This is a genomic window from Streptomyces sp. CHD11 (assembly GCF_018638295.1).
In the GTDB taxonomy this organism is placed as follows: Bacteria; Actinomycetota; Actinomycetes; order Streptomycetales; family Streptomycetaceae; genus Streptomyces.
This window is the reverse complement of sequence record NZ_JABTTS010000018.1, coordinates 72,389-97,243: the sequence shown is the minus strand read 5'-3', so window position 1 is coordinate 97,243 and position 24,855 is coordinate 72,389. Positions and strand designations below refer to the sequence as shown.

General features: G+C 72.7%; 17 protein-coding genes, 1 other RNA gene and 1 pseudogene. 15 read left to right on the top strand and 4 right to left on the bottom strand.

The features are described 5' to 3' along the window. Nucleotides 1-86 precede the first annotated feature (86 nt). Entirely contained in the window at nucleotides 87-4,325 is a 4,239-nt protein-coding gene (locus HTV45_RS34375; protein ID WP_251692422.1) for an FHA domain-containing protein, read from the bottom strand. A 491-nt stretch (nucleotides 4,326-4,816) separates the two neighbouring features. On the opposite strand from HTV45_RS34375, the gene HTV45_RS19510 reads away from it, so the two are divergent. The 4 genes from HTV45_RS19510 (at nucleotide 4,817) to HTV45_RS19495 (ending at nucleotide 10,015) form a co-directional block, all read left to right on the top strand. Continuing rightward, the gene (locus HTV45_RS19510) at nucleotides 4,817-6,508 is read left to right on the top strand and encodes a serine/threonine-protein kinase (RefSeq protein WP_215207094.1); all 1,692 of its coding nucleotides are present in this window, start codon (nucleotides 4,817-4,819) and stop codon (nucleotides 6,506-6,508) included. 129 nt (nucleotides 6,509-6,637) lie between these two features. Further along, nucleotides 6,638-7,882 (top strand): serine/threonine-protein kinase, encoded by a 1,245-nt coding sequence (locus tag HTV45_RS19505; protein ID WP_215207093.1) that lies wholly within the window; start codon nucleotides 6,638-6,640, stop codon nucleotides 7,880-7,882. Nucleotides 7,883-7,982: 100 nt separating this feature from the next. Then, nucleotides 7,983-9,089: a peptide chain release factor 2 gene (gene prfB, locus HTV45_RS19500; protein WP_215207092.1), complete on the top strand. Its 1,107-nt coding sequence runs from the start codon at nucleotides 7,983-7,985 to the stop codon at nucleotides 9,087-9,089. Nucleotides 9,090-9,394: 305 nt separating this feature from the next. After that, a complete protein-coding gene (locus tag HTV45_RS19495) occupies nucleotides 9,395-10,015 on the top strand; it encodes a hypothetical protein (protein WP_215207091.1) in 621 nt (206 codons plus the stop codon). Nucleotides 10,016-10,134: 119 nt separating this feature from the next. Here HTV45_RS19495 and HTV45_RS19490 read toward each other — a convergent pair whose 3' ends face one another. After that, nucleotides 10,135-10,329, bottom strand: a complete 195-nt coding sequence (locus HTV45_RS19490; RefSeq protein ID WP_215207090.1) for a hypothetical protein — start codon at nucleotides 10,327-10,329, stop codon at nucleotides 10,135-10,137. 319 nt (nucleotides 10,330-10,648) lie between these two features. On the opposite strand from HTV45_RS19490, the gene ftsE reads away from it, so the two are divergent. From ftsE to ssrA, 5 genes are all read left to right on the top strand, one after another. Further along, nucleotides 10,649-11,338 (top strand): cell division ATP-binding protein FtsE, encoded by a 690-nt coding sequence (ftsE, locus tag HTV45_RS19485; protein WP_103543777.1) that lies wholly within the window; start codon nucleotides 10,649-10,651, stop codon nucleotides 11,336-11,338. Nucleotides 11,339-11,365: 27 nt separating this feature from the next. Then, complete coding sequence (ftsX, locus tag HTV45_RS19480; protein ID WP_215207089.1) at nucleotides 11,366-12,283, top strand: permease-like cell division protein FtsX; 918 nt, start codon at nucleotides 11,366-11,368, stop codon at nucleotides 12,281-12,283. 177 nt (nucleotides 12,284-12,460) lie between these two features. Next, complete coding sequence (locus tag HTV45_RS19475) at nucleotides 12,461-13,621, top strand: S41 family peptidase (protein WP_215207088.1); 1,161 nt, start codon at nucleotides 12,461-12,463, stop codon at nucleotides 13,619-13,621. Nucleotides 13,622-13,679: 58 nt separating this feature from the next. Next, complete coding sequence (gene smpB / locus HTV45_RS19470) at nucleotides 13,680-14,159, top strand: SsrA-binding protein SmpB (RefSeq protein ID WP_215207087.1); 480 nt, start codon at nucleotides 13,680-13,682, stop codon at nucleotides 14,157-14,159. A gap of 103 nt (nucleotides 14,160-14,262) precedes the next feature. Next, nucleotides 14,263-14,666: a transfer-messenger RNA gene (gene ssrA, locus HTV45_RS19465) on the top strand. Between the two features lie 88 nt (nucleotides 14,667-14,754). Here the strand turns inward: ssrA and HTV45_RS19460 are convergent. Beyond that, nucleotides 14,755-16,062 carry an MFS transporter gene (locus HTV45_RS19460; RefSeq protein WP_215207086.1) on the bottom strand — a complete coding sequence of 436 codons (1,308 nt, stop codon included), beginning with the start codon at nucleotides 16,060-16,062 and terminating at the stop codon, nucleotides 14,755-14,757. An 83-nt stretch (nucleotides 16,063-16,145) separates the two neighbouring features. On the opposite strand from HTV45_RS19460, the gene HTV45_RS19455 reads away from it, so the two are divergent. From HTV45_RS19455 to HTV45_RS19440, 4 genes are all read left to right on the top strand, one after another. Next, the gene (locus tag HTV45_RS19455; protein WP_215207085.1) at nucleotides 16,146-17,114 is read left to right on the top strand and encodes a LysR family transcriptional regulator; all 969 of its coding nucleotides are present in this window, start codon (nucleotides 16,146-16,148) and stop codon (nucleotides 17,112-17,114) included. A 580-nt stretch (nucleotides 17,115-17,694) separates the two neighbouring features. Next, nucleotides 17,695-19,257, top strand: coding sequence for a hypothetical protein (locus HTV45_RS19450; RefSeq protein ID WP_215207084.1), 1,563 nt, complete (start codon nucleotides 17,695-17,697; stop codon nucleotides 19,255-19,257). Then, nucleotides 19,257-21,410, top strand: coding sequence for a glycosyltransferase (locus HTV45_RS19445; protein ID WP_215207083.1), 2,154 nt, complete (start codon nucleotides 19,257-19,259; stop codon nucleotides 21,408-21,410). Before HTV45_RS19450 ends, HTV45_RS19445 begins: the two co-directional genes overlap by 1 nt. A 54-nt stretch (nucleotides 21,411-21,464) precedes the next feature. Further along, a complete protein-coding gene (locus HTV45_RS19440; RefSeq protein WP_308309711.1) occupies nucleotides 21,465-22,727 on the top strand; it encodes an acyltransferase in 1,263 nt (420 codons plus the stop codon). A 327-nt stretch (nucleotides 22,728-23,054) separates the two neighbouring features. Here HTV45_RS19440 and HTV45_RS19435 read toward each other — a convergent pair. Further along, nucleotides 23,055-23,459, bottom strand: a pseudogene (locus tag HTV45_RS19435) (RHS repeat-associated core domain-containing protein); the annotation flags it as partial. 164 nt (nucleotides 23,460-23,623) lie between these two features. Between HTV45_RS19435 and HTV45_RS19430 the strand changes: the two are divergent. Together HTV45_RS19430 and HTV45_RS19425 are read left to right on the top strand one after the other, a co-directional pair. Beyond that, nucleotides 23,624-24,469: a polymorphic toxin-type HINT domain-containing protein gene (locus tag HTV45_RS19430; RefSeq protein WP_308309710.1), complete on the top strand. Its 846-nt coding sequence runs from the start codon at nucleotides 23,624-23,626 to the stop codon at nucleotides 24,467-24,469. Between the two features lie 56 nt (nucleotides 24,470-24,525). After that, nucleotides 24,526-24,855: a hypothetical protein gene (locus HTV45_RS19425; protein WP_215207082.1), complete on the top strand. Its 330-nt coding sequence runs from the start codon at nucleotides 24,526-24,528 to the stop codon at nucleotides 24,853-24,855.

Here is a 24,855-nt window from a genome sequence, read left to right as displayed (position 1 = left end):
GCACGGCGCGTACACCGAGCCCCGGCCCGGAACCGGACCCTGGGTGAAGAACCGGGGAGGGCACTGACCCGCCTTCCCCGCCCGGATCACAGGAGCGACGGCACCTCCGCGGCAGAGACCTGACGCGCCGCCCGTTCCAGGGCGCTGGCGAGCAGGGCCAGGTCCGTCGGGCCGTTGCCGAGTTCGCGGACCTGGCGGCGGGCCGGGGGGTCGCCCATGCGGTGCCACTCCAGGGGGACGACCGTCGGCCGCAGGGTCGCCGTCCGCGGGATACGGCCCGTCACCCGGCCGCCCTGGAACGCCGTCTCCCGTCCGTCCGGGAGAGCCAGGCGGCCACGGCCCGGTGCCGGGGCGTCGGGACAGCCGCCCGGTGCGGGCGGGTGGTCGAGCGTGACGCGCAGCGACGCCTGCCGCGCCGGCTCGGTCGCCGCCGTCCGCGCACACGGACCGGTGGCCGTCACCAGATGCACACCGAGCCGGTCGCCGTCGCGCGCCACGGCCTCCAGCGCCCGCATCACCGAACCGGCGGCGGGCCGCCCCGGTGAACCGAGCGCGGGGGACACCAGCGCGTCCAGGTCGTCCACGACCACCACCAGCCGGGGCAGCGGCGGCGGGGCCTCGGTCCTGCGCCGGTCCGCCCCCGGGCGCAGCCGCAGGGTGGAGGAGCTGGGCGGGGCCTCCAGGTCGCCGTTCTGCCCGCCCGGTTCCGCCCCCGCGCGGGAGGCGGCCGTGCGCTGGGCGACCATACGGTCCGACAGCTCGCGTCCGGTGTGCCACTCCGTGAAGTCCGAGCGCCCCAGCAGCTCCGCGCGCCGCTTCAGCTCGGCGCTCAGGGACTGGGCGAACTCCCGCATCCGCACCGGGTCACTGGCGCCCAGATGCGTGGTCACATGCGGTACGTCCGTACACACCCGCAGGCCCTCGCCGGGTCCGGCGCCCGTGGCGGGGCCGCCCCTGCCGTCGACCAGCACGATGCCCAGCCGGTCGGGGCGCTCGGCGGCCGCCAGCGAGGCGACGACCGCCCGCAGCAGCTCCGTACGGCCGCTGCCGGACGCTCCCTCGACCAGCAGATGCGGTCCGTCGGCGGCGAGATCGGCGACGACCGGTCCGCGCGGTCCGGCGCCCAGTATGGCGGTGACGCGTCCGCCGAGCGCCTGGGTGTCGTCGGCCGCGTCCGCCCACCGGGCCATCAGCGAGGCCGGGGTGGCCCGTGCCAGGCCCAGCTCGTCCAGCAGCCGCGTCGACCGGGGCAGCGGAGCGGACACGCGCGCGTGCCGCTCGCCCGGGGCGCCGTCGGTGCGCAGCGGCGCCAGGGCCCGTGCGAACCGTTCGGCCCAGGCGGGGGAGACCGCGTCGACGGTGGCGAGCGTGCCGTGGCCCACGGGGCCCGGGGGAGTCCCGGAGCCGCTCCCGGCCACCCGCAGCAGCCGCAGCGTGGTCGCCACGTCACCGCTGAGCAGGGCGACGGCTCCGCACCGCCGGAACGCCGGGACCACCGCGCAGGCCGCCTCGTACGTCTCCGTCACCGGGGACGAGGCGGAGGCGGCGGGTGTCTCGGCGAGACACACGACGTGGATCCCGGCCCGCGGGCCGTCCTGGGCGAGCCGGGCCACCGCCTCACGGATCTCCGTGCCACCGGGGTCACCGTCCACGACGACCACGGTGTTCGGGCCGTCGCCCTCCGGGACGGGGGCGGCCGTGTGGTCGTGGTCCGCCAGCCGGCGCAGCAGCTCGTCGGCGCGCGCGGTGGCCTGTTCGCGGTCGTGCGCGAGCAGCAGGCGGCAGTCCTGGCCGTGCCCGGGGCGGACATGCGGCAGCCAGCCCAGCCAGGACCACTGCGCGGTGCGCTCCGCCAGGGGGCGGGAGGGGTCCGCGGCGATCAGGACGATCTCCAGCGAGTCGGGGGAGTGCAGCGCGGCGAGCTGGGCCAGCACCGCGCGGGCCAGCCCGGTCAGACGCTCCCGGGGACCGGCCAGTCCCAGGGCGCCCACCTCGCGCAGGCCCGAGGTCACCGGCACGGCGGGCAGCAGGCCCGAACCGTCCGGCGCGGTCCGGTCCGTGGTGCCGAGCCGCACCGTGAGCGCCTCGGGATGACCCGGCCCGCGCTCCCACAGCCGGGGGCCGGGGCCCAGCGCGGTCAGCAGCAGCGTGGCGGGGTCCGGCCAGGTCTCGGGCTGTACGGACGTGACGAAGGCGGGTTCGGGGGTGGGCCCCCCGTCCGGGACACAGCCGTCGTGGCCGTCCCACGCCGGCGCCGGGGCCTCGCGCTCCTGCCGGCTACCGGTGAGCCGCCGGGCCCAGGCCCCGATCCCGCCCCGCTTCCGTCCGCCGGGGGGCGGGGGGAGGTCGATGCCGCGGACGGGGGTGCCCTTGCGGGTGCCGGCGGTGCCGGGGGTGCCGGGGTCGTGGACGGCGTGGCGGGACCCCTGGCCGGGGATGTCGTCACCACGGTGTCCGGCGTCCGGGCGGTACCCGCCGGATGCGGGGCCCGTCGTGCCGCCGGCGGGTCCCTCGGGGGTGCGAGCGGGGGTGGTGGCGGGAGGCCCGTCGTAGCGCGTGTCACGCGGGGTGCCGTCGGCGGTACGGGGGGAGGGGATGCCGTCGTGGGAGGTACCGGCGGAGGGCCCTCCGGGCGCGTGGGCGTCGGGGGCTCCGCCGTGCGGCCCCTCGTGCGCCGTGGCGGCGCGGAACGCTTCGGCTGTGCGGGCCGGGCGGGTGCTCCTGTCGCGTGCGTCACCCGTGGTGCCGGGAGATCCGCCGGGGCGGCCGGCGCGGAGCCCGTCGGGCCTCCGGCCGGGAGCGGCGGGGGCCTCGTCCCGGGAGTCGCCGTGTTCCGCGTCGGAGGCCCGGCGTCCCGCGTCGGCCGGACCGGCGGACCCGGCACCGCGCCCCTCGTCGAGCGGCCCGCGGTCCGCGTGTGCCTCGCCCGCGGCCGGCCGCGGCTGTGACACGCGGCGTCCCTTGGGCACCCGGGGCACATCCCCGCGCGGGGCGATCCGCAGCGTGCGTCCGGCGGCGCCGCCTTCCCGCCGTTCGGGCCGGGGCGCCTCGCCCTGCTCCGGTACCCGTGGTCCACGGGGCGCCCCCGAAGTCTGGCCGCGGGCGGCGTATCCGCCGGGACTGCGTCCGTCGGCCGCGTCACCGCCGGCGGTCGCGCTGCCGGGAGCCCGTCCGTGCGTCCCGCTGCCGGCCGTCCCGCTGCCGGCCGTCCCGCTGCCGGCCGTCCCGTCTCCCGCTGACCGGCCGCCGGGAGACGGGCCGCCCGTGACCTGACCGTCGGTGCGCCGGCCGTCGGCGGCCCGGCTCGCCGAGCCGTAGGCGTGATGGGTCCGCCCCCGCGGCGGGGCCGTCGGTTCCACGCGGGCGCGCGGGCTCTCCCCGTTGACCGCCGCCCGACGGCCAGAAGCCCCGGCCGCCCCGGCGCCCGCGGAGGCGGCCCGGACGTCCGCGACCTCACCGGGGAACCGGGTGCCTTCGCCGTGCCCGGCACTTCCGCCGGCCCCGGTGTCCCGGAAGTCCCCGGCGTCGCCGGGGGAGTCGGTGTGCCCGGAGGCGCCGGCGCCGCGGGGGGACCTGACGTCGCCGGAGGCACCGGCGCTTCCGGCGGCTTCGGCACCCCCGAAGGCCCCGTTCCCGGTCTCCTCGCCCGTCCGCGGCCCCGGTACCCGGACGTGTCCCTCCCCGTCCGGTGTCGTCGTCGTCCGCGCGCGCGGACCCGCCGCCGGAGTCAGCCGGAGCGCCGACTCGCCGATGCGCAGCAGCGCTCCCGGGTTCAGACGGACCGGGCGGGGGCCCACGCGGCGGCCGTCCAGGGTGGTGCCGTTGGTGGAGCCGAGGTCGGCGACCGAGACGCGGCCGTCGGCGCCGACCGTGACCGCGCAGTGCAGCCGGGAGACGTCCGGGTCGTCGAGCGGGACGTCGGCGTCGGCGGAGCGGCCTATCCGGATCTCACCGCCGTGCAGCAGATGCACGCCGCCCGCGTCGGGACCGGCGACGACATGCAGCCGGGTCGGGGCCTCGTCCAGCTCCGGATGCGGCTCGGGCTCGCCGGGGGCGCCCACGGCCAGCACCGCCCCGTCGATCAGCGGCGGCTCGCCCAGCGTGCAGCGCTGGGCGTCGAGCCGCTGGTCGCCGGCGTACAGCACCGGTGCGCCCGTGGAGCCGGATGCCGCGTCGCCGCCGGAGACCGCCGAGGCCAGTGCGGAGGCGACCGCGGCCAGAGCAGTGCCCGCGGGCGCCGTGACCAGCACGTCGCAGCTCAGGGCCCGCTCCCGCGCGGGGGATGAGGGGCCCAGCGGGTCTACGACGGTCAGCCGGATCTGCATCGCCGTCAGCGGTCCCTTCTGCGCGAGCGCCCGCGGCACGAGGGGACGGAACCGCCCCGCGGTCCCCCACCGCGGTCTTCCCCCACCGCCACACGCGCACGTACGGCCAGTACTGCACGCATCCTCGCACCTGACACCGACAACGCGCCCGCCTTCCGGCAAAGAATGATCTTGATTGGTCGGCTCTGCCCGCAAAAATGCCTGACCAATGACGAGTCGATGATCGTTTTGTGCCGACTTGAGATCGGTCACGTCCGCTGCGCGGCAACCAACGGACCGACTGCTACGTCTTTCCTCCGAACCGTCGGACACCGGCGGGAACCGGTACGTACGACCCGCCGCGGCGGGACGGCGGTCCGGCCGCCGGAGCAAGTGGCGTCGAAGACGTCCGGCCGGTATCCCGCGCGGCGGCACTACAGTGGGTCGGAACATTCCGGAGCAGGGTGGACCACGGTGTACGCCAGCCAAGCAAGCAGCAGGGAGCGCATGACGTGCGGCCGGTAGGGAGCAAGTACCTGCTCGAGGAGCCGCTGGGACGCGGCGCCACGGGCACCGTCTGGCGCGCCCGCCAGCGGGAGACCGCGGGCGCCGAGGCGGCCGTGCCGGGGCAGCCCGGAGAGACCGTCGCGATCAAGGTCCTCAAGGAGGAGCTCGCAGGCGACGCCGACATCGTGACGCGTTTCCTGCGCGAGCGGTCCGTCCTGCTGCGGCTCACCCACCCCAACATCGTCCGGGTCCGCGACCTGGTGGTCGAGGGTGATCTGCTGGCCCTGGTCATGGACCTCGTCGAGGGCCCCGACCTGCACCACTATCTCCGCGAGAACGGCCCCTTCACCCCCGTCGCCGCGGCCCTGCTGACGGCGCAGATCGCCGACGCGCTCGGCGCCAGCCACGCCGACGGCGTGGTGCACCGGGACCTGAAACCGGCCAACGTCCTGCTGAGGCAGAGCGGCGGCGAGATGCACCCGATGCTCACCGACTTCGGCATCGCCCGCCTCGCCGACTCCCCGGGCCTGACCCGTACCCACGAGTTCGTCGGCACCCCCGCGTACATCGCGCCCGAGTCCGCCGAGGGCCGCCCGCAGACCTCCGCCGTCGACATCTACGGCGCCGGCATCCTCCTGTACGAGCTGGTCACCGGACGCCCGCCGTTCTCCGGCGGCTCCGCCCTCGAGGTGCTGCACCAGCACCTGAGCGCCGAACCGCGCCGCCCGTCCACCGTCCCCGACCCGCTGTGGACGGTCATCGAGCGCTGCCTGCGCAAGAACCCGGACGAACGCCCGAGCGCCGAGAACCTGGGGCGTGGCCTGCGGGTCGTCGCCGAGGGCATCGGGGTGCACGCGAACTCCGGGCAGATCTCCGCCGCGGAGAACGTGGGTGTGCTCCTCGCCCCCGACCCGACGCCCGCGTCGGTGCCCGGCGCCGCCGGCTCCGCCGACCCCACCCAGGTCCTTCCGCACGGCGCGGGCGGCTACGACCCGGGCGCCGCGACCAGCGTCCTGCCGCAGACCGGATCCCCGGCCGGCGCCGCCGACCCCACCGCCGTGATGCCTCCGGTGCCGCCCGGACAGCCGGGGCAGCCGGGGCAGCCCGGCGGGCAGGGGCCCGAGGACCCGCACCCCTGGCAGAACCAGCTCCGCGCGGCCCGCGACCGCAACGAGCAGACCCAGGTCCAGTACCTCGACCCGAACCAGGACCCGCTGCGCCGCCGCCCCCAGCGGCAGGTCGCCCGGCCCCCGCAGCAGCAGCCCCCGCAGCAGCAGCCCCAGCGGCGCCCCCAGCCGCAGCAGCAGCCGCAGCCCGGCCCCGGGTACGGCTACCCGCAGCAGCCCCCGCCCCAGCAGTACGCCCCGCAGCCGCCCCAGCGGTCGCAGCCGCCTCAGCAGCCCCAGCCGCAGCGGTACGCCCCGCCGCCGGAGCCGCAGCGTCCGGCCCGGGAGCCCCGCCCGCCCCGGGAGCCCCGGCAGCGCGGTGCCAACCCGATGCGCATCCCTGGCCTGGGCTGTCTCAAGGGGTGCTTCTTCACGATCGTCATCCTGTTCGTCGCGGGCTGGCTGATCTGGGAGCTGAGCCCGCTCCAGGGCTGGATCGGCACCGGCAAGGGCTACTGGGAGCAGCTCAGCGACTGGTTCGGCTCGGTGACGGGCTGGATCCAGGATCTGGGCGGCCCGGACGGGCCGTAGGCCCCGCCGGCTCGAACCGGGCTTGTTTGCTGATTTGTCGACACCTGGGGGTCGATTTCGGTATCCCCGGTGAAGGCCGGCTCCCCGGACGCGTAGCTTTGGCGACAACACGCGTCGGTAGGAGCAGCCTTGGCACGGAGAATCGGCAGCCGGTACACCGCCCACCAGGTCCTCGGGCGGGGCAGCGCCGGCACGGTGTGGCTGGGCGAGGGGCCCGAGGGGCCCGTCGCCGTCAAGCTGCTGCGTGAGGATCTCTCCTCGGACCAGGAGCTCGTCGGCCGCTTCGTGCGGGAGCGGACGGCGCTGCTCGGCCTGGAACACCCGCACATCGTGTCCGTACGCGATCTGGTGGTCGACGGCAACGATCTCGCCCTGGTCATGGACCTCGTCCGGGGTACGGACCTGCGCACCCGTCTCGACCGGGAGCGCAGGCTGGCACCGGAGGCGGCGGTGGCGATCGTCGCCGATGTCGCGGACGGACTGGCGGCGGCGCACGCCGCCGGGGTCGTGCACCGTGACGTGAAGCCGGAGAACGTGCTGCTGGACATGCAGGGCCCGCTCGGCCCCGGCGGTTCGCACCGCGCCCTGCTCACCGACTTCGGTGTGGCGAAACTCATCGACACCCCGCGCCGCACCCGCGCCACGAAGATCATCGGAACGCCGGACTACCTCGCCCCGGAGATCGTCGAGGGCCTGCCGCCGCGCGCGTCGGTCGACATCTACGCCCTCGCGACGGTCCTCTACGAGCTGCTGGCCGGCTTCACCCCGTTCGGCGGCGGCCACCCGGGCGCGGTGCTGCGCCGCCATGTCACCGAGACGGTCGTCCCCCTCCCGGGCATCCCGGACGAGCTGTGGCAGCTGCTGGTGCAGTGCCTGGCGAAGGCCCCGGCGTCCCGGCTGCGCGCCTCCGAGCTGGGCGTGCGGCTGCGGGAGCTGCTGCCGATGCTGGCGGGGATGCCGCCGCTGGACGTCGACGAGCCGGACACCGAGCCGGAGGAGGAGACGGACGAGACCGTTCCGGTGGCCGGTCCCTCCCAGGCCGCCGGAGCACCGGTGCGCCGCCGCGGCGCGGTCCCGCTGGTCCCGGGCGCGAAGCCGTCCGACTCCAACCGTGACACGCACACGTCGATGCGGGTGCCCGCCCCCGACGAGCTGGCCGGCGGCGCCCGCGGCACGGCCCGCGCGCCCCGCGCGTCCGGAGCCCCCCGGCCCGGCTCGGCCCGCAACCGCGCGGTCACCCGCAGGCGCCGTCTGACCGTGGCGGTGGCGGCGCTCCTCCTGACGGCAGCCGGCGTCGGCACCTGGCTGGCCGCCTCCGACGATCCCCCCACCCCACCGGACTCCCCCCGGAACTCGGCCCCGGCCGTCCCCTGACACCCGAGGGGCCACGCGGATGCGCGGGTCCGCCCCGTGGGGGCCGCCCGCCGGGGCCGCCCGGCGTGGCCCGGCGGGCGGAGCCGTTACGCTGGAGGGCGTGGCAGTCGTCGATGTATCCGAAGAGCTCAAGTCCCTCTCCTCGACCATGGAGTCGATCGAGGCCGTCCTGGACCTCGACAAGCTGAGGGCAGACATCGCCGTGCTCGAGGAGCAGGCGGCAGCGCCGTCCCTGTGGGACAACCCGGACGAGGCGCAGAAGATCACCAGCAAGCTCTCCCACCTCCAGGCCGAGGTGCGGAAGACCGAGGCGCTCCGGGGCCGGATCGACGATCTCTCCGTGCTCTTCGAGATGGCCGAGGAGGAGGACGACCCGGACACCCGCGCGGAGGCCGAGTCCGAGCTCACCGCGGTCCGCAAGGCACTGGACGAGATGGAGGTCCGGACGCTGCTCAGCGGCGAGTACGACTCCCGTGAGGCGCTCGTCAACATCCGTGCGGAGGCTGGCGGCGTCGACGCCGCCGACTTCGCCGAGAAGCTCCAGCGCATGTACCTGCGCTGGGCCGAGCAGCGCGGCTACAAGACCGAGCTGATCGAGACGTCGTACGCCGAGGAGGCCGGCATCAAGTCGACCACCTTCTCCGTCCAGGTGCCCTACGCCTACGGCACGCTCTCCGTCGAGCAGGGCACGCACCGCCTCGTGCGCATCTCGCCCTTCGACAACCAGGGCCGCCGCCAGACCTCCTTCGCCGGCGTCGAGATCCTCCCCGTGGTCGAGCAGACCGATCACATCGAGATCGACGAGTCCGAACTGCGCGTGGACGTCTACCGCTCCTCCGGCCCCGGCGGCCAGGGCGTGAACACCACCGACTCCGCGGTGCGGCTCACCCACATCCCCACCGGCATCGTGGTCTCCTGCCAGAACGAGCGCTCACAGATCCAGAACAAGGCCACCGCGATGAACGTCCTCCAGGCCAAGCTGCTGGAGCGGCGCCGTCAGGAGGAGCAGGCCAAGATGGACGCCCTCAAGGGCGACGGCGGCAACTCCTGGGGCAACCAGATGCGTTCGTACGTGCTGCACCCGTACCAGATGGTCAAGGACCTGCGCACCGAGCACGAAGTCGGCAACCCCGAGGCCGTGTTCAACGGCGAGATCGACGGCTTCCTCGAGGCCGGGATTCGCTGGCGCAAGCAGCAGGAGAAGTAACCGCCCGCGCGAACGCCGATTTGTCGACAAGGCAACTGCCGCCCCATGGGTGGCAGTTGCCTTTCCGTGTCGGGGTGTCCGGGTTCTATGTCACAGTCTCGGCTTCCTTGTTCCGCAAAGCCCTCGTAGCCGGACATCGCGTACGCAACGGCCTTGACGTTCTTTTGGAAAATCGGAAGGGTGAAGCGCGGCATGCGTATCTCCGGGGCGCATGTGAACCGGGGGCGCCTTATCGCAGCAGCCTCCGTCGATCACGGCCCCGAGCGCCGCCTCACTGACGATGAGCTACTGGGGGTAGCAACCACATGACCAAGAAGACGCGGATCCGTGTCGCTCGGATCGCGGCCGGTGCCGTGATCGCGGCCGGTGCCTCGCTGACCGCGGCGGGCGCCGCCTCCGCACTCGACCTCGGTGTGAGCGCCGAGGCCGGCGACGGGGGCCTCGGAGCCCAGGTGGGCCTCGACGGGGAAGACCCGGACCCCGAGAACCCGGAGATTCCCGACGAGCCGGAGGAGCCCACCGAGCCGGAGATTCCGACCGAGCCCGAGGAGCCCACCGAGCCGGAGGAGCCCACCGAGCCGGAGGAGCCCACCGAGCCGGAGGAGCCCACCGAGCCCGAGGAGCCCACCGAGCCCGAGGAGCCCATCGAGGACCCGACCACCCCGGGCAACGACAACGGCAACGGTGGCAACGCCGCCGACCCCGACGGCGGTGCCTCGCCGCAGGACGAGGGCTCCTCGTCCCTCACCGACACCGGCGACGACGTCCCGGCCACCTCGGCCCAGGGCAACGGCAAGGAGCTCGCCGAGACCGGTGCCGCCGAGACCACCTTCCTGGTGATCGGCGCCGCCACGATGATCGCCGGCGGTATCGGCTTCCGGGTGCTGCCGCGCCTGATGACCGGCCGCGGTGGCGCCGCTGCCTGACGGTGGCCGCGCGTGCGCACACAGTGTGCCCGACGTAAGACGAAGGGCCCGGAACGCGAGTCGCGTTCCGGGCCCTTCGCCCTGTCTGTTCCGGGCCTGCCCAGCCGTCGGCGGCAGGCTCAGGCGGTCTGCTGGGCGAGCAGCGCCACCGCCGCGATCAGAACCGCCAGCAGGGCGATCAGCGTGATGGGGTTCAGCCCCGCGAAGAAGTTGTTCTCCTGCTGCAGCCGCTCGCGGTTCGCGCGGCACACCCGGCACCGGCCCTCGCTCACGGGCGCGGCGCAGTTCGCGCACACCAGCCTGTCGTACGTCATGCGCTCGCCCTCCTCGCACCGGTTCCAGTCACACAACGCCCACGTCCGCGCGAACGTTCCCCTCTCTCCACTGTGCCAGGTTCCCGCGGATGCCGCGCCGGGTCGCTCCGGAAGGGCTCCCCGGGGCGCGGAAGCGGCGCCGGGGCCCGGTCGCGCCCACGCTGCGCGGCCGCACACGTCACCCTCCCGCGCCCCGGGGAGTTGCCGTCGCCCGGCACAAAGGGCGCATCTCTTCCGCAACCCCCTCCGGTGACTGCGCTCGGCTCCCCGGGTCGCGTAAGGTCACGCTCATCTACCCCCGGCTACCCGTGGTGCACCCGTGATCCGATTCGACAACGTGTCCAAGGCCTACCCCAAGCAGAACCGCCCAGCCCTCAGGGACGTCACCCTGGAGGTCGAGAAGGGCGAGTTCGTGTTCCTCGTGGGCTCCTCCGGCTCCGGAAAGTCCACCTTCCTGCGGCTGATCCTCCGCGAGGAGCGGGCCAGCCACGGACAGGTACACGTCCTGGGCAAGGATCTCGCCCGTGTCTCCAACTGGAAGGTGCCGCAGATCCGGCGCCAGCTGGGGACCGTGTTCCAGGACTTCCGCCTGCTGCCGAACAAGACGGTCGCCGAGAACGTCGCCTTCGCGCAGGAGGTCATCGGCAAGTCGCGCGGTGAGATCCGCAAGTCCGTGCCGCAGGTGCTCGACCTCGTCGGGCTCGGCGGCAAGGAGGACCGCATGCCGGGCGAGCTCTCCGGTGGCGAGCAGCAGCGCGTCGCCATCGCGCGGGCCTTCGTCAACCGGCCGAAGCTGCTCATCTGCGACGAGCCCACCGGCAACCTCGACCCGCAGACCTCCGTCGGCATCATGAAGCTGCTCGACCGCATCAACCGGACGGGCACCACCGTGGTGATGGCGACGCACGACCAGAACATCGTGGACCAGATGCGCAAGCGCGTCATCGAGCTGGAGAAGGGCCGTCTCGTCCGCGACCAGGCACGCGGCGTCTACGGCTACCAGCACTGACGCTCCACGGAAAGGCTTTCAGACGCCATGCGCGCCCAGTTCGTCCTGTCGGAGATCGGCGTCGGTCTCCGCCGCAACCTGACGATGACCTTCGCCGTCGTCGTCTCCGTCGCCCTGTCGCTCGCCCTGTTCGGCGGGTCGCTCCTGATGAGCGACCAGGTGAACACGATGAAGGGCTACTGGTACGACAAGGTCAACGTCTCCATCTTCCTGTGCAACAAGAGTGACGCCGAGTCGGACCCCAGCTGTGCCAAGGGCGCGGTGACCGACGACCAGAAGGGTCAGATCAAGACCGACCTGGAGAAGATGTCGGTCGTCGACTCGGTGTCGTACGAGTCGCAGGACGAGGCGTACAAGCACTACAAGGAGCAGTTCGGCGACTCCCCGCTGGCCAGTTCCCTCACGCCCGACCAGATGCAGGAGTCGTACCGCATCAAGCTGAAGGACCCGGAGAAGTACCAGGTCATCGCGACCGCCTTCGACGGGCGGGACGGCGTGCAGTCGGTGCAGGATCAGAAGGGCCTCCTCGACAACCTCTTCGGGTTGCTGGAGGGCATGAACCTGGCGGCCCTCGCGGTGATGGCGCTCATGCTGGTGGTCGCCCTGATGCTGATCGTGAACACGGTGCGGGTCTCCGCGTTCAGCCGCCGCCGCGAGACCGGCATCATGCGCCTGGTCGGCGCCTCCGGCTTCTACATCCAGGCGCCGTTCATCATGGAGGCCGCGGTCGCCGGACTCATCGGCGGGACGCTCGCGTGCGGGTTCCTGCTCGTCGCGCGGTACTTCATCATCGACCACGGACTGGCCCTGTCCGAGAAGCTGAATCTGATCAACTTCATCGGCTGGGACGCCGTACTGTCGAAGCTTCCGCTGATCCTGGCGACCAGCCTGCTGATGCCGGCCCTGGCCGCGTTCTTCGCGCTGCGCAAGTACCTGAAGGTGTGACTGCTCTGCTCCTCGAAGGAGGAGGGGATTCCCGGCTCCGCGGTGGCCGTGCCCGCTCCTCCCTCGCTCCGGCGTGAGAGATCGGGGCCTCCTCGCAAGAGTCCGAGTGACGCGTGCCACGAGGGGCGTGCGGCCAACCGGCCGTGCGCCCCTGCGCGTTGTCCTAGACTCACCGGCATGTCAGGTCGTGCCCTGTTCTGTCAGCCCCGCCGCATCGGCCGCGGGGCCGCCCTGACCTTGGTGTTCGCCAGTGTGCTGGCCGCAGGCGCGGCCACCGGCAGCCTCCCCGGGACGGACCGCGAGGACGCGGCGGACGGCGCGGCCGCGGCCGCGCCCGTGGGTCACCACGCGGAGGTCGCCCGGGCGGCCGAGGAGGCCGCCGCCGACGGCACGTCCCCCATGGAGGCCGCCCAGCGCGCCGTCAGCCGCAGCGGGGACCGCTGGGCCGCCGTCTACTCCCCGGGCGAGTACGAGGAGTTCGAGGAGTCCCTGGACGGCCGCTACACCGGCGTCGGCCTGTTGGCCCGCGAGCGGAACGGCCGTATCGAGGTGACCAGGGTGGGCCGTGACACGCCCGCCGCCGAGGCGGGCATCCGCGCGGGGGACCGGCTGCGCAGCGTCGACGGCGAACGGGTCGACGGCCGGCCCGTCACCGAGGTGGTCTCGTTACTGCGCGGCGACACCGCGGGGGACAGCGCCGGCACCACCGTCCGCCTCGGGCTGGAACGCGGCACGCGCGCGTGGAGCGAGACCGTACGCCGGGCCCGGCTGTCCCGGGACACCGTCACCACCCGCGCGCTCGGCTCCGGCGCCACGGTCATCAAGGTCGGCGCCTTCACCCGGGGCTCCGGCGAAGCGGTCCGCACCGCCGTACGGGAGGCCCCGGCCGGTGCCGGGATCGTCCTGGACCTGCGGGGCAACTCCGGCGGACTGGTCGCCGAGGCGGCCATCGTGGCCTCCGCCTTCTTCGACGGCGGCCTGGTCGCCACGTACGACGTCGACGGCGAGCAGCGCGCCCTGCACGCCGAGCCCGGCGGCGACACGGCCAGACCCCTGGTCGCGCTCGTCGACGGCGGGACGATGAGCGCGGCCGAGCTCCTCACCGGCGCCCTGCAGGACCGTGGACGAGCGGTCGTCGTGGGCTGCCGCACCTTCGGCAAGGGCTCGGTCCAGATGCCGACCGCGCTGCCCGACGGCTCGGTGGCCGAGCTGACCGTCGGCCACTACCGCACTCCCTCCGGCCGGGGCGTCGACGGCCAGGGCCTCATCCCCGACCTGGAGGCCGACGAGGAGGCGCTCCAGCGGGCCGAGACGGTCCTCAGCGGACTCGGCCGCTAGCCACCGTCCGTAATCGGCTTTCCGCCGACCCCCTCCGTAGTGCGAAAATGGGCGCACTATGGCTAAGGAAAAAGGGCGCAAGCTGATCGCGCAGAACAAGAAGGCGCGGCACGACTACCTCATCATCGACACCTACGAGGCCGGCCTCGTCCTCACCGGTACGGAGGTGAAGTCCCTGCGTCAGGGACGGGCGTCGCTGGTGGACGGCTTCGTCCAGCTCAGCGACGCCGAGGCGTGGCTGCACAACGTGCATGTGCCGGAGTACAGCCAGGGCACCTGGACCAACCACAGCGCGCGGCGCAAGCGGAAGCTGCTGCTGCACCGCGAGGAGATCGACAAGCTGCAGTCCAAGTCCCAGGAGACGGGGCACACCATCGTGCCGCTCTCCCTGTACTTCAAGGACGGCCGCGCCAAGGTCGAGATCGCGCTGGCCAAGGGCAAGAAGGAGTACGACAAGCGGCAGACGCTGCGGGAGAAGCAGGACCGGCGCGAGACCGACCGGGCGATCTCGGCGGTCCGCAGGAAGCAGCGGGCGTAGGCCCTCGCGGGAGGGCCGGGGAATATGCTGGCACCGACCCGCGTTGGTCACGTACGATGGGGACAGCACCCCGCAGAGGGTGCGTACCTTGAGAAAAAAACATGGGGATGATCGGTTTCGACAGCGGCTGTCGAAGCAGGGGAAGCGTGTCGAGGAAGCGGCCATGATCTCGTAAACCACAGGCCGAAAAAAACAATCGCCAATTCTAAGCGATCTGTCTCCCAGGGCGAGCTCGCCCTCGCTGCCTGATTTTCAGGTAGCGAGCAGCGGCTCCCCTACCTAAGGGAGTGTCAGCCCGGGGGTGTTCCCGACCCGGATCCTGGCATCAGCTAGGGAACTAAACCTTGATCCCGGTCACGGGGTGAAGAGGGAAATCCAACAGTGACTGGGCCCGTCGGAGACTTGTCGGCGTGATCTCCGGGGCCGAGAAAAGCACAGCCGACTGCACACGGAGAAGCCCTGGTTCCGCACCGTTGGACGCGGGTTCGATTCCCGCCATCTCCACTCATCCCATGTGGGCAGAGGCCCCGTCGCTCCGAGCGGCGGGGCCTTCGTCATGCGGTCACACGGGTGCGGGACCCGGTGCTCCGGCGCGTCACGCCTTGGGGCGTGCGGGAATCGGCGCCCCGAACGGGACCAGGGCGCACAGGGCGACGAGGAGGGCGGTCGCGGCCGCCGCCACCGGTACGCCGTACCCGGTCGTCGCCGAGAGGTGCTCCACCGTCCAGCCGCCGGCCGCGCTGCCGCAGGCGATCCCGCCGAGCAGACCGGTGACCGCGAGCGTCATGCCCTCGTTCAGCCGCCCCTCGGGGGTGTACCGCTGCACCAGGGTCATGGTGGTGACCATCGTCGGGGCGGTCGCCATCCCGGCGACCAGGAGCGCCGCGGCGAGGACCGGCAGCGAGCCGGTGAGACCGGCCGCGCAGAGCGGCAGCGTCATCAGCGCGGTCATCGCGGCCAGACACCACGGCAGCCGGGACCGCGCGGACCCGGCCGGGCGCGCCGCCCCGTACAGCAGTCCCGCCGCACAGGAACCGGCCGCCTGGAGCGCCAGCACCGCGCCGGACGCCGCGCGGTGCCCCTGCGCGTCCGCGAACGCCAGGGTCACCACCTCCATCGAGCCGAACACCGCGCCGGTGGCCAGGCACACGGCCAGCAGCGGTCGCATGCCGGGTGCCCGCAGCGGCGCCCGCCCGGTGGAACGCCGTACGGCCGGCGGCTCGGTCGACCGCTGCGCGGTGAACAACAGCACACCCGTCAGCAGCAGCACTGCGCCGGTGAGCGTGCCCGCCTCCGGGAAGAACGCCGTGCACAGGAAGGCCGCGAGCACCGGGCCGAGCATGAAGCAGAGTTCGTCCGTGGCCTGTTCGAAGGAGTGGGCGGTGTGCAGTTCCTCGGGGCTGCCTTTCAGCAGGTGAGCCCAGCGGGCCCGGGACATACCGCCGGTGTTCGGAGTGGTGGCGGTGGCGGCGTAGGAGACGAACAGGGTCCAGTCGGGTGCGCCGTGACGTACGCAGAGCAGCAGCGCGAGGGAGCCGGCCACGGCGAACACCGTGGCCGGCAGGGCGACACGGGCCTGCCCGTACCGGTCGACCAGCCGAGCGGTCCACGGCGCGACCACCGCCGTCGCCGCCAGCCCCGTCGCGGTGACGGCACCGGCCAGGGCGTACGAACCCCGCGTCCCCGCGATCATGAGGACCGCGCTCACGCTGAACATGCCCATCGGCAGGCGGGCGATCAGGTTCCCCGCCGTGAAGGCGCGGGCGCCGGGCCGTGCGAGGAGACGGCGGTACGGGCCCTTCGCGCGGAACCCTCCCGCGGTGCGCGGGCGGAAGTCGACGGCGACCAGGGTGTCGGCGGTGACCGTGAACAGGGGTGTGTCCCGGGAGGTCGGCTGAGGCATGCCTCCACCGTCGCCCCCGGTCACGCGGCCGGTCCAACACCTGTCCGGAGCCGATTCACGCACCTGTGTTGTAAATTCCCGGGATGCCCGTCCCCACCCATCCGGACCCGCGGCTGCTGCGCGCCTTCGTGACCGTCGCCGGCGAACTGCACTTCACCCGTGCCGCCGCGTGCCTCTACGTGGCCCAGCAGGCGCTCAGCCGGGATGTGCGGCGGCTGGAACGGGAGCTGGGCTGTGAGCTGTTCGTCCGGACCACCCGCCAGGTGTCCCTCACCGCCGACGGTGAACGGCTGCTGCCGTACGCCCGCGCGGTGCTCCAGGCGCAGGACGACCTGCTCGCCGCCGCCGGGCAGGCCCGCCCTCTGCTGGTCGACCTCAATTCCCCGGGTCTGCAGACCCCGCGCCGGGTGCTGCACCGGGCCCGTGAACTCTCCCCGGGACACGAGCTGATGGCCCGCTATGAGAGCGGGCTGACCTGGGCGGCGGCGGAACTGCTCGCGGGGCGGCTCGACGCGTCGTTCGGGCGGTTTGCGGGACTCGCCCCCGCGCTGCGCTCCGCGCTGGACCAGCAGCCGGTGCGGCACGAGCCGATGGCGGTCGTGCTGCCCGAGGACCACCCGCTGGCCCCGCTGTCCGAGGTGCCGCTGGCCGCGCTGGCCGGCGAGACGGTGTACGCCGGGGCCGGGAACCCCCGTACGCCGGAGTGGACCGACCTCGCGCGGCAGTTGTTCCGGGGGAGGGGCATCATGCTCGCGCCGCCCGCGCCGCTGGCCGTGGGGGAGGAGGAGTTCCAGCGGATGATGGCCAGAACGCGTCACCCGATCCTCGCGGTCGTGGACTTCCCGCCGTTGCCGTCGACGGTCCTGCGGCCGCTCGTGGACCCGGTTCCCCTGTCGCCTGTGTCCCTGGTGTGGCGGAAAGGGATGGTTCACCCTGCTCTGGAGGGACTTCGGCGAGCTGCGACGGTCGTCGGCGTCGAACAGGGCTGGTTGCGGGTGCCGGAAAGGGGGTGGATTCCGGCCAGCGACTCTGTCGTGATGGCGTCCCCGTGATGTCTCGCCATTGACACGAAACAGCACGCGTCTCACACGGAACCTCCGCGTGCGCTACATTCAATGCCCGAGCACAGTGTGATAAACGGGGCGCTCGGAGCGGGTGGGGGCCCGGTCCGGCGGCTGGTGCTCAGGTCGTTCGCGCACCCGGAACTGTCTGTGGGGGAAGTGCGTGCGCGTGGAAAAGTGGCGGGAAGACGCCCAACCGGGAGAGCTCGAGGACGCCACGGCGCCCGGGGGACTTCCGGGCAATGACGAAGACGGGGACTCCGCGGAGACCGGCTCGATCGAGGACCGCTGGGCCCGCCTCGGAGTCTTCCCCACCGTAACGAACGAGCCGCGGCGCGGTCCCGCCGCCCGCGACGCGGACCCCACGGTATCTCCGCACGGTCACGCCCCACGGGGCGAGCAGGCGGCCGGTGCCCCGGCCGCGCGGAGCGACCGTGCGGACAGCCGAGGGGCCGCCGCGGGTACCCAGCCCGAGAGCGAGGGACGTCCGCCCGGTGCGGACCGGGACGGGCCCTCGCGTGGCGGACGCCCCGACGCCGGCCGACTCGCGGCCGCGTTCCGCAGAGCGCCCGTGGACGCCTCGCGCGGCGTGGACGGCATCACGGCGCCGCGCGGCGACCGGGCGACCGGACCGGGGCGCGACGCCGAGCCGCCCGCGGGCGGCCGTACCGCGACGGCCTCCGCCGAAGCGGGCCGGGCCGGAGGGCCGCGGGCGAAGGGCGAGGGCCTGCCCCCGCGAGCTGACGCGGCCAAGGGTGCGGACCTGCCCCCGCGCGGTGGCGTGGTGCAGGACGAGGGTCTGCCTTCCCGTGGTGGCGTGGTGAAGGGTGCGGACCTGCCCCCGCGCGGTGGCGCGGTGAAGGGCGAGGGTCTGCCTCCCCGTGGTGGCGTGGTGAAGGGTGCGGACCTGCCCCCGCGCGGTGGCGTGGTGAAGGGTGCGGACCTGCCTCCCCGTGGTGGCGTGGTGCAGGACGAGGGTCTGCCTTCCCGTGGTGGCGTGGTGCAGGACGAGGGTCTGCCTTCCCGTGGTGGCGCGGTGAAGGGCGCGGACCTGCCTCCGCGAGCTGACGCGGCCAAGGGCGCCGCCGGTCCCCGGGTTCCGGCACAGGGCCCCGCTTCCGCTTCCGCATCCCCATCCGCATCCGCACCGGTGCCCGTGGACGAGGAGCGGGAGGCGGAGCGCACCACCATGCTGCGCAGCCCCGCCGCCGCGGCGAAGGGCCCCTGGCCGGCCTCGGCGGCCGCGACGGGTGTGGCCGCCACCGCCTCCGTCCGGGACCCGTGGCAGGAGGAGCCCGTCGGTGAGACCGCCGCGGCCACGCACGACCCGCACGAGGTGACCGTCCAGCTCGACGCCGTCCAGTTCGGCGACGGCGTGCTGAGCCGGGCCCCCGCCCCGCCGAAGAGCAGGGCTCCGGACGGCGCCGACGGACCCGTGTTCGTGGACGAGACCGGCCGCCGCAGCCGCAGATACCGCCGTATCGGCATGACCGTCGGCCTCGCCTGCGCCGGCTACGCCGCCGTCATCGTCGCCACCCTGCTGTCCGGCAACTCCGACGCCCCGTGGCTGCCCGTCCCCGGACAGCAGCAGGAGGAACAGCCCGCGGGGAAGGTCGAGACCTCCCCGGGCCCCGGGGAGACGGACGCCACCCCCGGCGCCGGCACCAGCCTCCTCCCCGGAGGCCTGCCGAGCGCCGGCGCACCCACCGTGACCGCGCCCGGCGTCAGTCTTCCCGCGGCCGGCGCGACGGGCGGCCAGGACGAGCCCGGCACGAGCCCCGACCCGGAACCGACCGCGAGCCGCAAGCCGCAGAACCCGGGCACCGGCACCGACACCGGCGGCGCTCCCTCGACGGAGGCCACCACGCCCCCGGCGAGCACCCCGCCGGCCGACCCGCCCCCGCCGGCCGACCCCTCCCCGGGAGCGGAGACGACCCCTCCCGCCGGCGGAGGCGACGACGACACACCGGTCGACACCGCCGCCGGCGCCGACGACGCCCCCGCGGCTGCCGACGACGCCCCCGCGGTCGCCGCGGCTGCCGACGACGCCCCCGCGGTCGTCGCCGGGAACCCGGGAGCCGAACCCGGACCCTCCACCAGTTCCGCCGCACCGTCCCCGGAGTACGTCCTCTGATGGCATCCCGAACCCGCCGGCGCCGCATCCCCCTGCGCCTGCTGCTGCCGCTGCTGTTCCTCGTCGCCCTGATGGCGATGCTCATGCTGCGCGGCTACGTGCACAGCGAGATCCTCGCCGACCACCGCGTCCAGCCCGAGGCCGCCGCCGACCGGGTGCCGGACGACATACTGGCGGGCGGCCCGGTCATCGACACCCGGGACGGCCGCGCGGAGACCCTGAACGTGCCCGACGGGCATGTCGTGCTCACCTTCGACGACGGTCCCGACCCGGTCTGGACCCCCAAGGTCCTGGACGTGCTGAAAGAGCACGACGCGCACGCCGTCTTCTTCGTCACCGGGACGATGTCCTCCCGCTATCCCGACCTGGTCCGCCGCATGGTGGACGAGGGCCACGAGATCGGTCTGCACTCCTTCAACCACCCCGATCTCTCCCTGCAGTCGAAGGACCGCATCGACTGGGAGCTGTCGCAGAACCAGCTGGCCATAACCGGCGCCGCCGGCATCCGCACCTCGCTGTTCCGGCCGCCGTACTCCTCCCAGGCCGGCGCCATGGACAACAACTCCTGGCCGGTGGCCCAGTACATCGGGGACCGCGGCTACATCACCGTCGTCAACACCCATGACACCGAGGACTGGCGCAAGCCCGGCGTCGACGAGATCATCCGCCGCGCGACGCCCCAGGACGGCAAGGGCGGCGTCGTCCTGATGCACGACTCCGGCGGTGACCGCCACCAGACCGTCCAGGCACTGGCCCGGATGCTGCCCGACCTGAAGGACAAGGGCTACGCGTTCGACAACCTCACCGAGGCCCTGGACGCGCCCAGCGCGCACTCCCCGGTGACCGGTGTCGAGCTGTGGAAGGGCAAGGCCTGGGTCTTCCTCGTCCAGGCCTCCGACAACATCACGGGTGTCCTGGTGGTCGGTCTGGCGATCATCGGCTCCCTGGTCATCGCCCGCTTCGTGCTGATGCTCGTCCTGTCGGCCGCGCACGCCCGCAAGGTGCGCCGCAGGGACTTCGCGTGGGGCCCGCCGATCACCGAACCGGTGACGGTGCTGGTGCCGGCGTACAACGAGGCCAAGTGCATCGAGGACACCGTGCGCTCCCTCGTGGAGAGCGATCACCCGGTCGAGATCATCGTCATCGACGACGGCTCCAGCGACGGCACCGCGCGGATCGTGGAGTCGCTGGGTCTGCCGGGTGTCCGGGTGGTCCGCCAGCTCAACGCGGGCAAGCCGGCCGCCCTCAACCGCGGTGTGGCCAACGCCCGCCACGACATCATCGTGATGATGGACGGCGACACCGTCTTCGAACCGACCACCGTCCGCGAACTGGTGCAGCCCTTCGGCGACCCGCGCGTGGGCGCCGTCGCGGGCAACGCCAAGGTCGCCAACAAGGACAAGCTGATCGGCGCCTGGCAGCACATCGAGTACGTGATGGGCTTCAACCTCGACCGCCGGATGTACGACGTCCTGCGGTGCATGCCCACCATCCCCGGCGCCGTCGGCGCGTTCCGCCGTTCCGCGCTGGAGCGGGTCGGCGGCATGAGCGACGACACGCTCGCCGAGGACACCGACATCACCATGGCCATCCACCGCGACGGCTGGAAGGTGGTCTACGCGGAGAACGCCCGCGCGTGGACCGAGGCCCCCGAGTCGGTGCAGCAGCTGTGGTCGCAGCGCTACCGCTGGTCCTACGGCACCATGCAGGCGATCTGGAAACACCGCCGCGCGGTGATCGACCGGGGCCCCTCGGGCCGCTTCGGCCGGGTCGGACTCCCGCTGGTCTCCCTCTTCATGGTCCTGGCCCCGCTGCTGGCCCCGCTCATCGACGTGTTCCTCATCTACGGCCTGGTCTTCGGCCCGACCGGCAAGACGATCCTGGCCTGGTTCGGCGTCCTCGCCATCCAGTTGGCCTGCGCGGCCTACGCCTTCGTCCTCGACAAGGAGAAGCTCACGCCGCTGCTGTCACTGCCGTTGCAGCAGATCCTCTACCGGCAGCTGATGTACGTCGTGCTGCTCCAGTCCTGGATCACGGCGCTCACCGGCGGCCGGCTGCGCTGGCAGAAGCTGCGGCGCAAGGGCGGCGTCTCCGCCCCGCCGGGCGCCGCCGCCCCGCAGCCGCAGGCCCTGGACAGCAGACCGGTGGCGTAGCCCCGCCCACCACGTTCCCGCCTCCACGGCGACGCACCAGGAAGACCCACGCACGTGACCGCACCCCTCCTGCCGTCCGGCACGGAAGCGACGGACGGGGCGGACGGACCGGACGCGCCATCCGGCCCGTCCGCCCCGTCCCGCCCGGCCCCGTCCGAACCGGCAGCCCGCCCGCCCACCCGGGACCGCTACTTCGATCTGCTCCGCGCGGCCGCCCTGTTCCGCGTCGTCCTCTACCACCTGACGGGCTGGGCCTGGCTCCCCGTCGTCTTCCCGTCCATGGGCGTGATGTTCGCCCTGGCGGGCAACCTCATGGCCCGCTCCCTGAAGCGGCCCGCCGTCCAGGTCGTACGGGGCAGGATGCGCCGCCTGCTGCCCCCGCTGTGGCTGCTCGGCGCGATCGGTGTGTCCGGCATGCTCGCCCAGGGCTGGAGCCCGGACGACGACGGCCACCCCGGCTGGTGGTTCCTCCACCTCACCTTCTGGGTGCTGCCGCTGAGCGACCCGCCCTACGCCGAGGGCGTCGCCGGGATCCAGGGCGTGCTGGGCGAGGACTGGGCGTCGGAACTCGCGGGCCCGCTCTGGTACATCCGCGCCTACCTCTGGTTCGTCCTGCTCTCCCCGTTCCTCCTCAGGCTGCTGCGCGCCCTGCCGTGGCCGACCATCGCCGCGCCGCTCGTCCTGTCGGCGGTCCTGCAGTTCGGCTGGCTCTCCCTCCCCAGCGAGCGCATCGACTCGGCGGTCACCGACTTCAGCACCTTCGGCGCCTGCTGGATCCTCGGCATGGCCCACCAGCAGGGCGTACTCAAGCGCCTCCCGCAGTACGCCGTACCGTCCCTCGCGCCGATCGTCGCCGCCTTCGGCCTCTGGTACGCCTTCCACCAGGGCTTCAGCACCGGCCACGACCTCGACTCCATCCCCTTCGCCCAGGCCGTGTGGTCTTTCGCGACGGTTCTCCTCCTGCTGCACATCAGCCCCTCCTGGGCCGAGTGGCCGGAGCGGCTGCGCCGCTGGGACCGCCTGATCACCCTTCTCAACTCCCGTGCGGTGACGGTCTACCTCTGGCACAACGTGTGCATCCTGGCCGCCGCCACCCTCTACGACCGCCTCTGGGGCTTCGAGGCGCTGGAGACCAACGTGCCCTGGCTGCTGGAGAGTCCCTGGCCGGTCCTGCTCCTGGCGTGGATCCTGATCTCCGGCTGCGTCCTGGCCTTCGGCTGGGCCGAGGACCTCGCGGCCAGGCGCCGGCCCCGGCTGTGGCCGGACGGAGGCAGAACCGGACGGCGCCGCTCGGGCACGGGGGTGCACCGGGCCTGACGGCCCAGCCGCGTGTGGCGGGGCCGGCACGGCCTCACCGCTGCTCCGGCACGTCGTTCGCGCAGGTGGTCGCGGTAGGCCTCGACGAGACAGGCCCGGTGGGTGAGGGCGCGGACCGTACGGTCCGGCTCGCTGTGACGGGCGTAGCGCTTGGCCGTGTTGAGGGAGGCGCCCGGCCGCCGGGCTCATGATCTGCGACTGGGCGTCGTCGACCGCCTTGGTGCCGGTGCCGGTGCCGGTGCCGGTGCCGGTGTGGGTGCTGGGTCCGCCGGGCGTGCCGTAGCCGGCGCAGTGCCCGTACGGGAAGCAGCTCTCCAGCCCTGAGGGGTCGGAGAGGGCGACGGGGGAGTTGTCGGCGTAGGCGTAGCCGTTGATCTGGCTCGGCCTGGTGTAGTCGATGATCGGGTCGACGGATATGAACTTGCCGAGCTGGGGGTCGTACTCGCGGGCCCCGAGGTGGGTGAGCCCCGTCTGCGCGTCGATCGTGCCGCCGACGAAGCCCTTCTCCCCCGGCCAGGTACCGGTCTCCTCGCCCCGCTCGACACCGTAGGGGTCGAAGCGGCGCTGGGAGACCGCGCCGGTGGCCGAGTCGATCGCCAGCTCGCCCGTGCCGTGGTGGTCGGAGGCGACGAAGGACAGCTTGCCGTCGGTGCGCACGGCGACCGGCTGACCGGCGAACGTGTAGTGGCGGGTCGCCGACGTCTTCGTACCGTCGGCCGACAGCTTCAGCATCCGCCGACAAGGTCCTCGCCAAATACGGGGCACCGTGGGACTGGGCGAAGGGCGCCAAACTCGCCGGTCTGATCGACGATCTGATCGGCGGTGCGAAAACCCTCTACAAGGCCAACAAATCCCTGAGCAAGGCCAGAGGCAAACTAGCCGACGCCCGCAAGAAGGTGGCAGCCGCACTCAAGAGGAAGTCGGCTGACAACTCCGGATGTCTCACCGGAAAGAAGCACAGCTTCCTTCCCGGCACCAAGGTGCTGCTCGCCAACGGCAAGACGAAGCCGATTGAGAAAGTCACGCTCGGCGACAAGATCATCGTGACTGACCCGGTGACAGGCAAGACAGTGGTGCGCCAGGTCGTCGGCACGATCGTCACCGAGGACGACAAGCACTTCGTCGACCTGACGGTCAAAAGCACCTCAGGTAAGCCGGAGAAGCTGGTCTCCACCACGACCCACCCCTTCTGGTCCGACTCCGAGCAGGCCTGGATCGAAGCCGGCGACCTCAACCCCGGCATGCGCCTGCACACGACAAACGGCGAAACGGTCGAGCTCGCAGCCGTCCACACTTTCAACAAGCGCCAGCGGACCCACGACCTGACGGTAGAGAGCGTCCACACGTACTATGTGCTGGCGGGCGAGACTCCGGTACTCGTTCACAACTGCAATGGAAGGGATCCTGTCAATGGCGGGCTCGATGACGACACCTATGACCGAATAGATGGTGCGCACGGCCCGGATGTAGCCGACGGAGTCGATTACCAGGTGCAGAGGATGCATGACGGCTCCTCCACTGCCGCGGATCACGATCTTCCTGGTATCGGGCATGACCCTGATGCGTTGGCTTCCTACTTTGCGTCGTGGCGAGGCAAGATGACGCATACGGATACTAGGACTGGATCGCGTGTGGCATACGACTCCAGTCGAGGTGTGCTACTTGTGACGACTGGCCGTAACATCCACGGGTTTAGGTACAGTCAAGGCGCCTTTGAAAGCGGGAGGTGTGTGACGCCATGAGGGTGAGAGTTGCAGCCACGGTGACTCGCAGTGGAGTCCTCTTGCGGTTGACGGAGGTGCAGAAGCAGTTGATCTGCGAGACGCTCATGTTCCATGCGGATCGCCCCGATGGGGATCGTCCTTCGATTGTGCGCCTGGGTGTCGATCGCGCAAGCGCTGCGCAGGTGATGGAGAAGGCTTCCGGGGCGAATTCAGAGTTCCAGCTGAATGAGATTCACGTGCTGTTTGCGGCATTGGTTTCCGCTCCAGTCATGATGCCCTCTGAGGAGGTGTTCTACGAAAGGATCGGCTTCTTTCGAGAGCAGGCGCTTGCATTGGCTGGCGGGTTGGTGAGTGCCGTAGAGGAAGCGCCTAACTGGACCGGAGAGCCTTCCGGGAGTGCTTAA

Bases quoted from the DNA above. Each gene is read 5' to 3' on its own strand.
- HTV45_RS19495 (WP_215207091.1), top strand. From the start codon at position 9,395: ATGACCAAGAAGACGCGGATCCGTGTCGCTCGGATCGCGGCCGGTGCC.
- HTV45_RS19445 (WP_215207083.1), top strand. From the start codon at position 19,257: ATGGCATCCCGAACCCGCCGGCGCCGCATCCCCCTGCGCCTGCTGCTG.
- HTV45_RS19475 (WP_215207088.1), top strand. From the start codon at position 12,461: ATGTCAGGTCGTGCCCTGTTCTGTCAGCCCCGCCGCATCGGCCGCGGG.
- HTV45_RS19490 (WP_215207090.1), bottom strand. From the start codon at position 10,329: ATGACGTACGACAGGCTGGTGTGCGCGAACTGCGCCGCGCCCGTGAGC.
- ftsX (WP_215207089.1), top strand. From the start codon at position 11,366: ATGCGCGCCCAGTTCGTCCTGTCGGAGATCGGCGTCGGTCTCCGCCGC.
- HTV45_RS34375 (WP_251692422.1), bottom strand. From the start codon at position 4,325: ATGCAGATCCGGCTGACCGTCGTAGACCCGCTGGGCCCCTCATCCCCC.
- HTV45_RS19455 (WP_215207085.1), top strand. From the start codon at position 16,146: ATGCCCGTCCCCACCCATCCGGACCCGCGGCTGCTGCGCGCCTTCGTG.
- smpB (WP_215207087.1), top strand. From the start codon at position 13,680: ATGGCTAAGGAAAAAGGGCGCAAGCTGATCGCGCAGAACAAGAAGGCG.
- HTV45_RS19460 (WP_215207086.1), bottom strand. From the start codon at position 16,062: ATGCCTCAGCCGACCTCCCGGGACACACCCCTGTTCACGGTCACCGCC.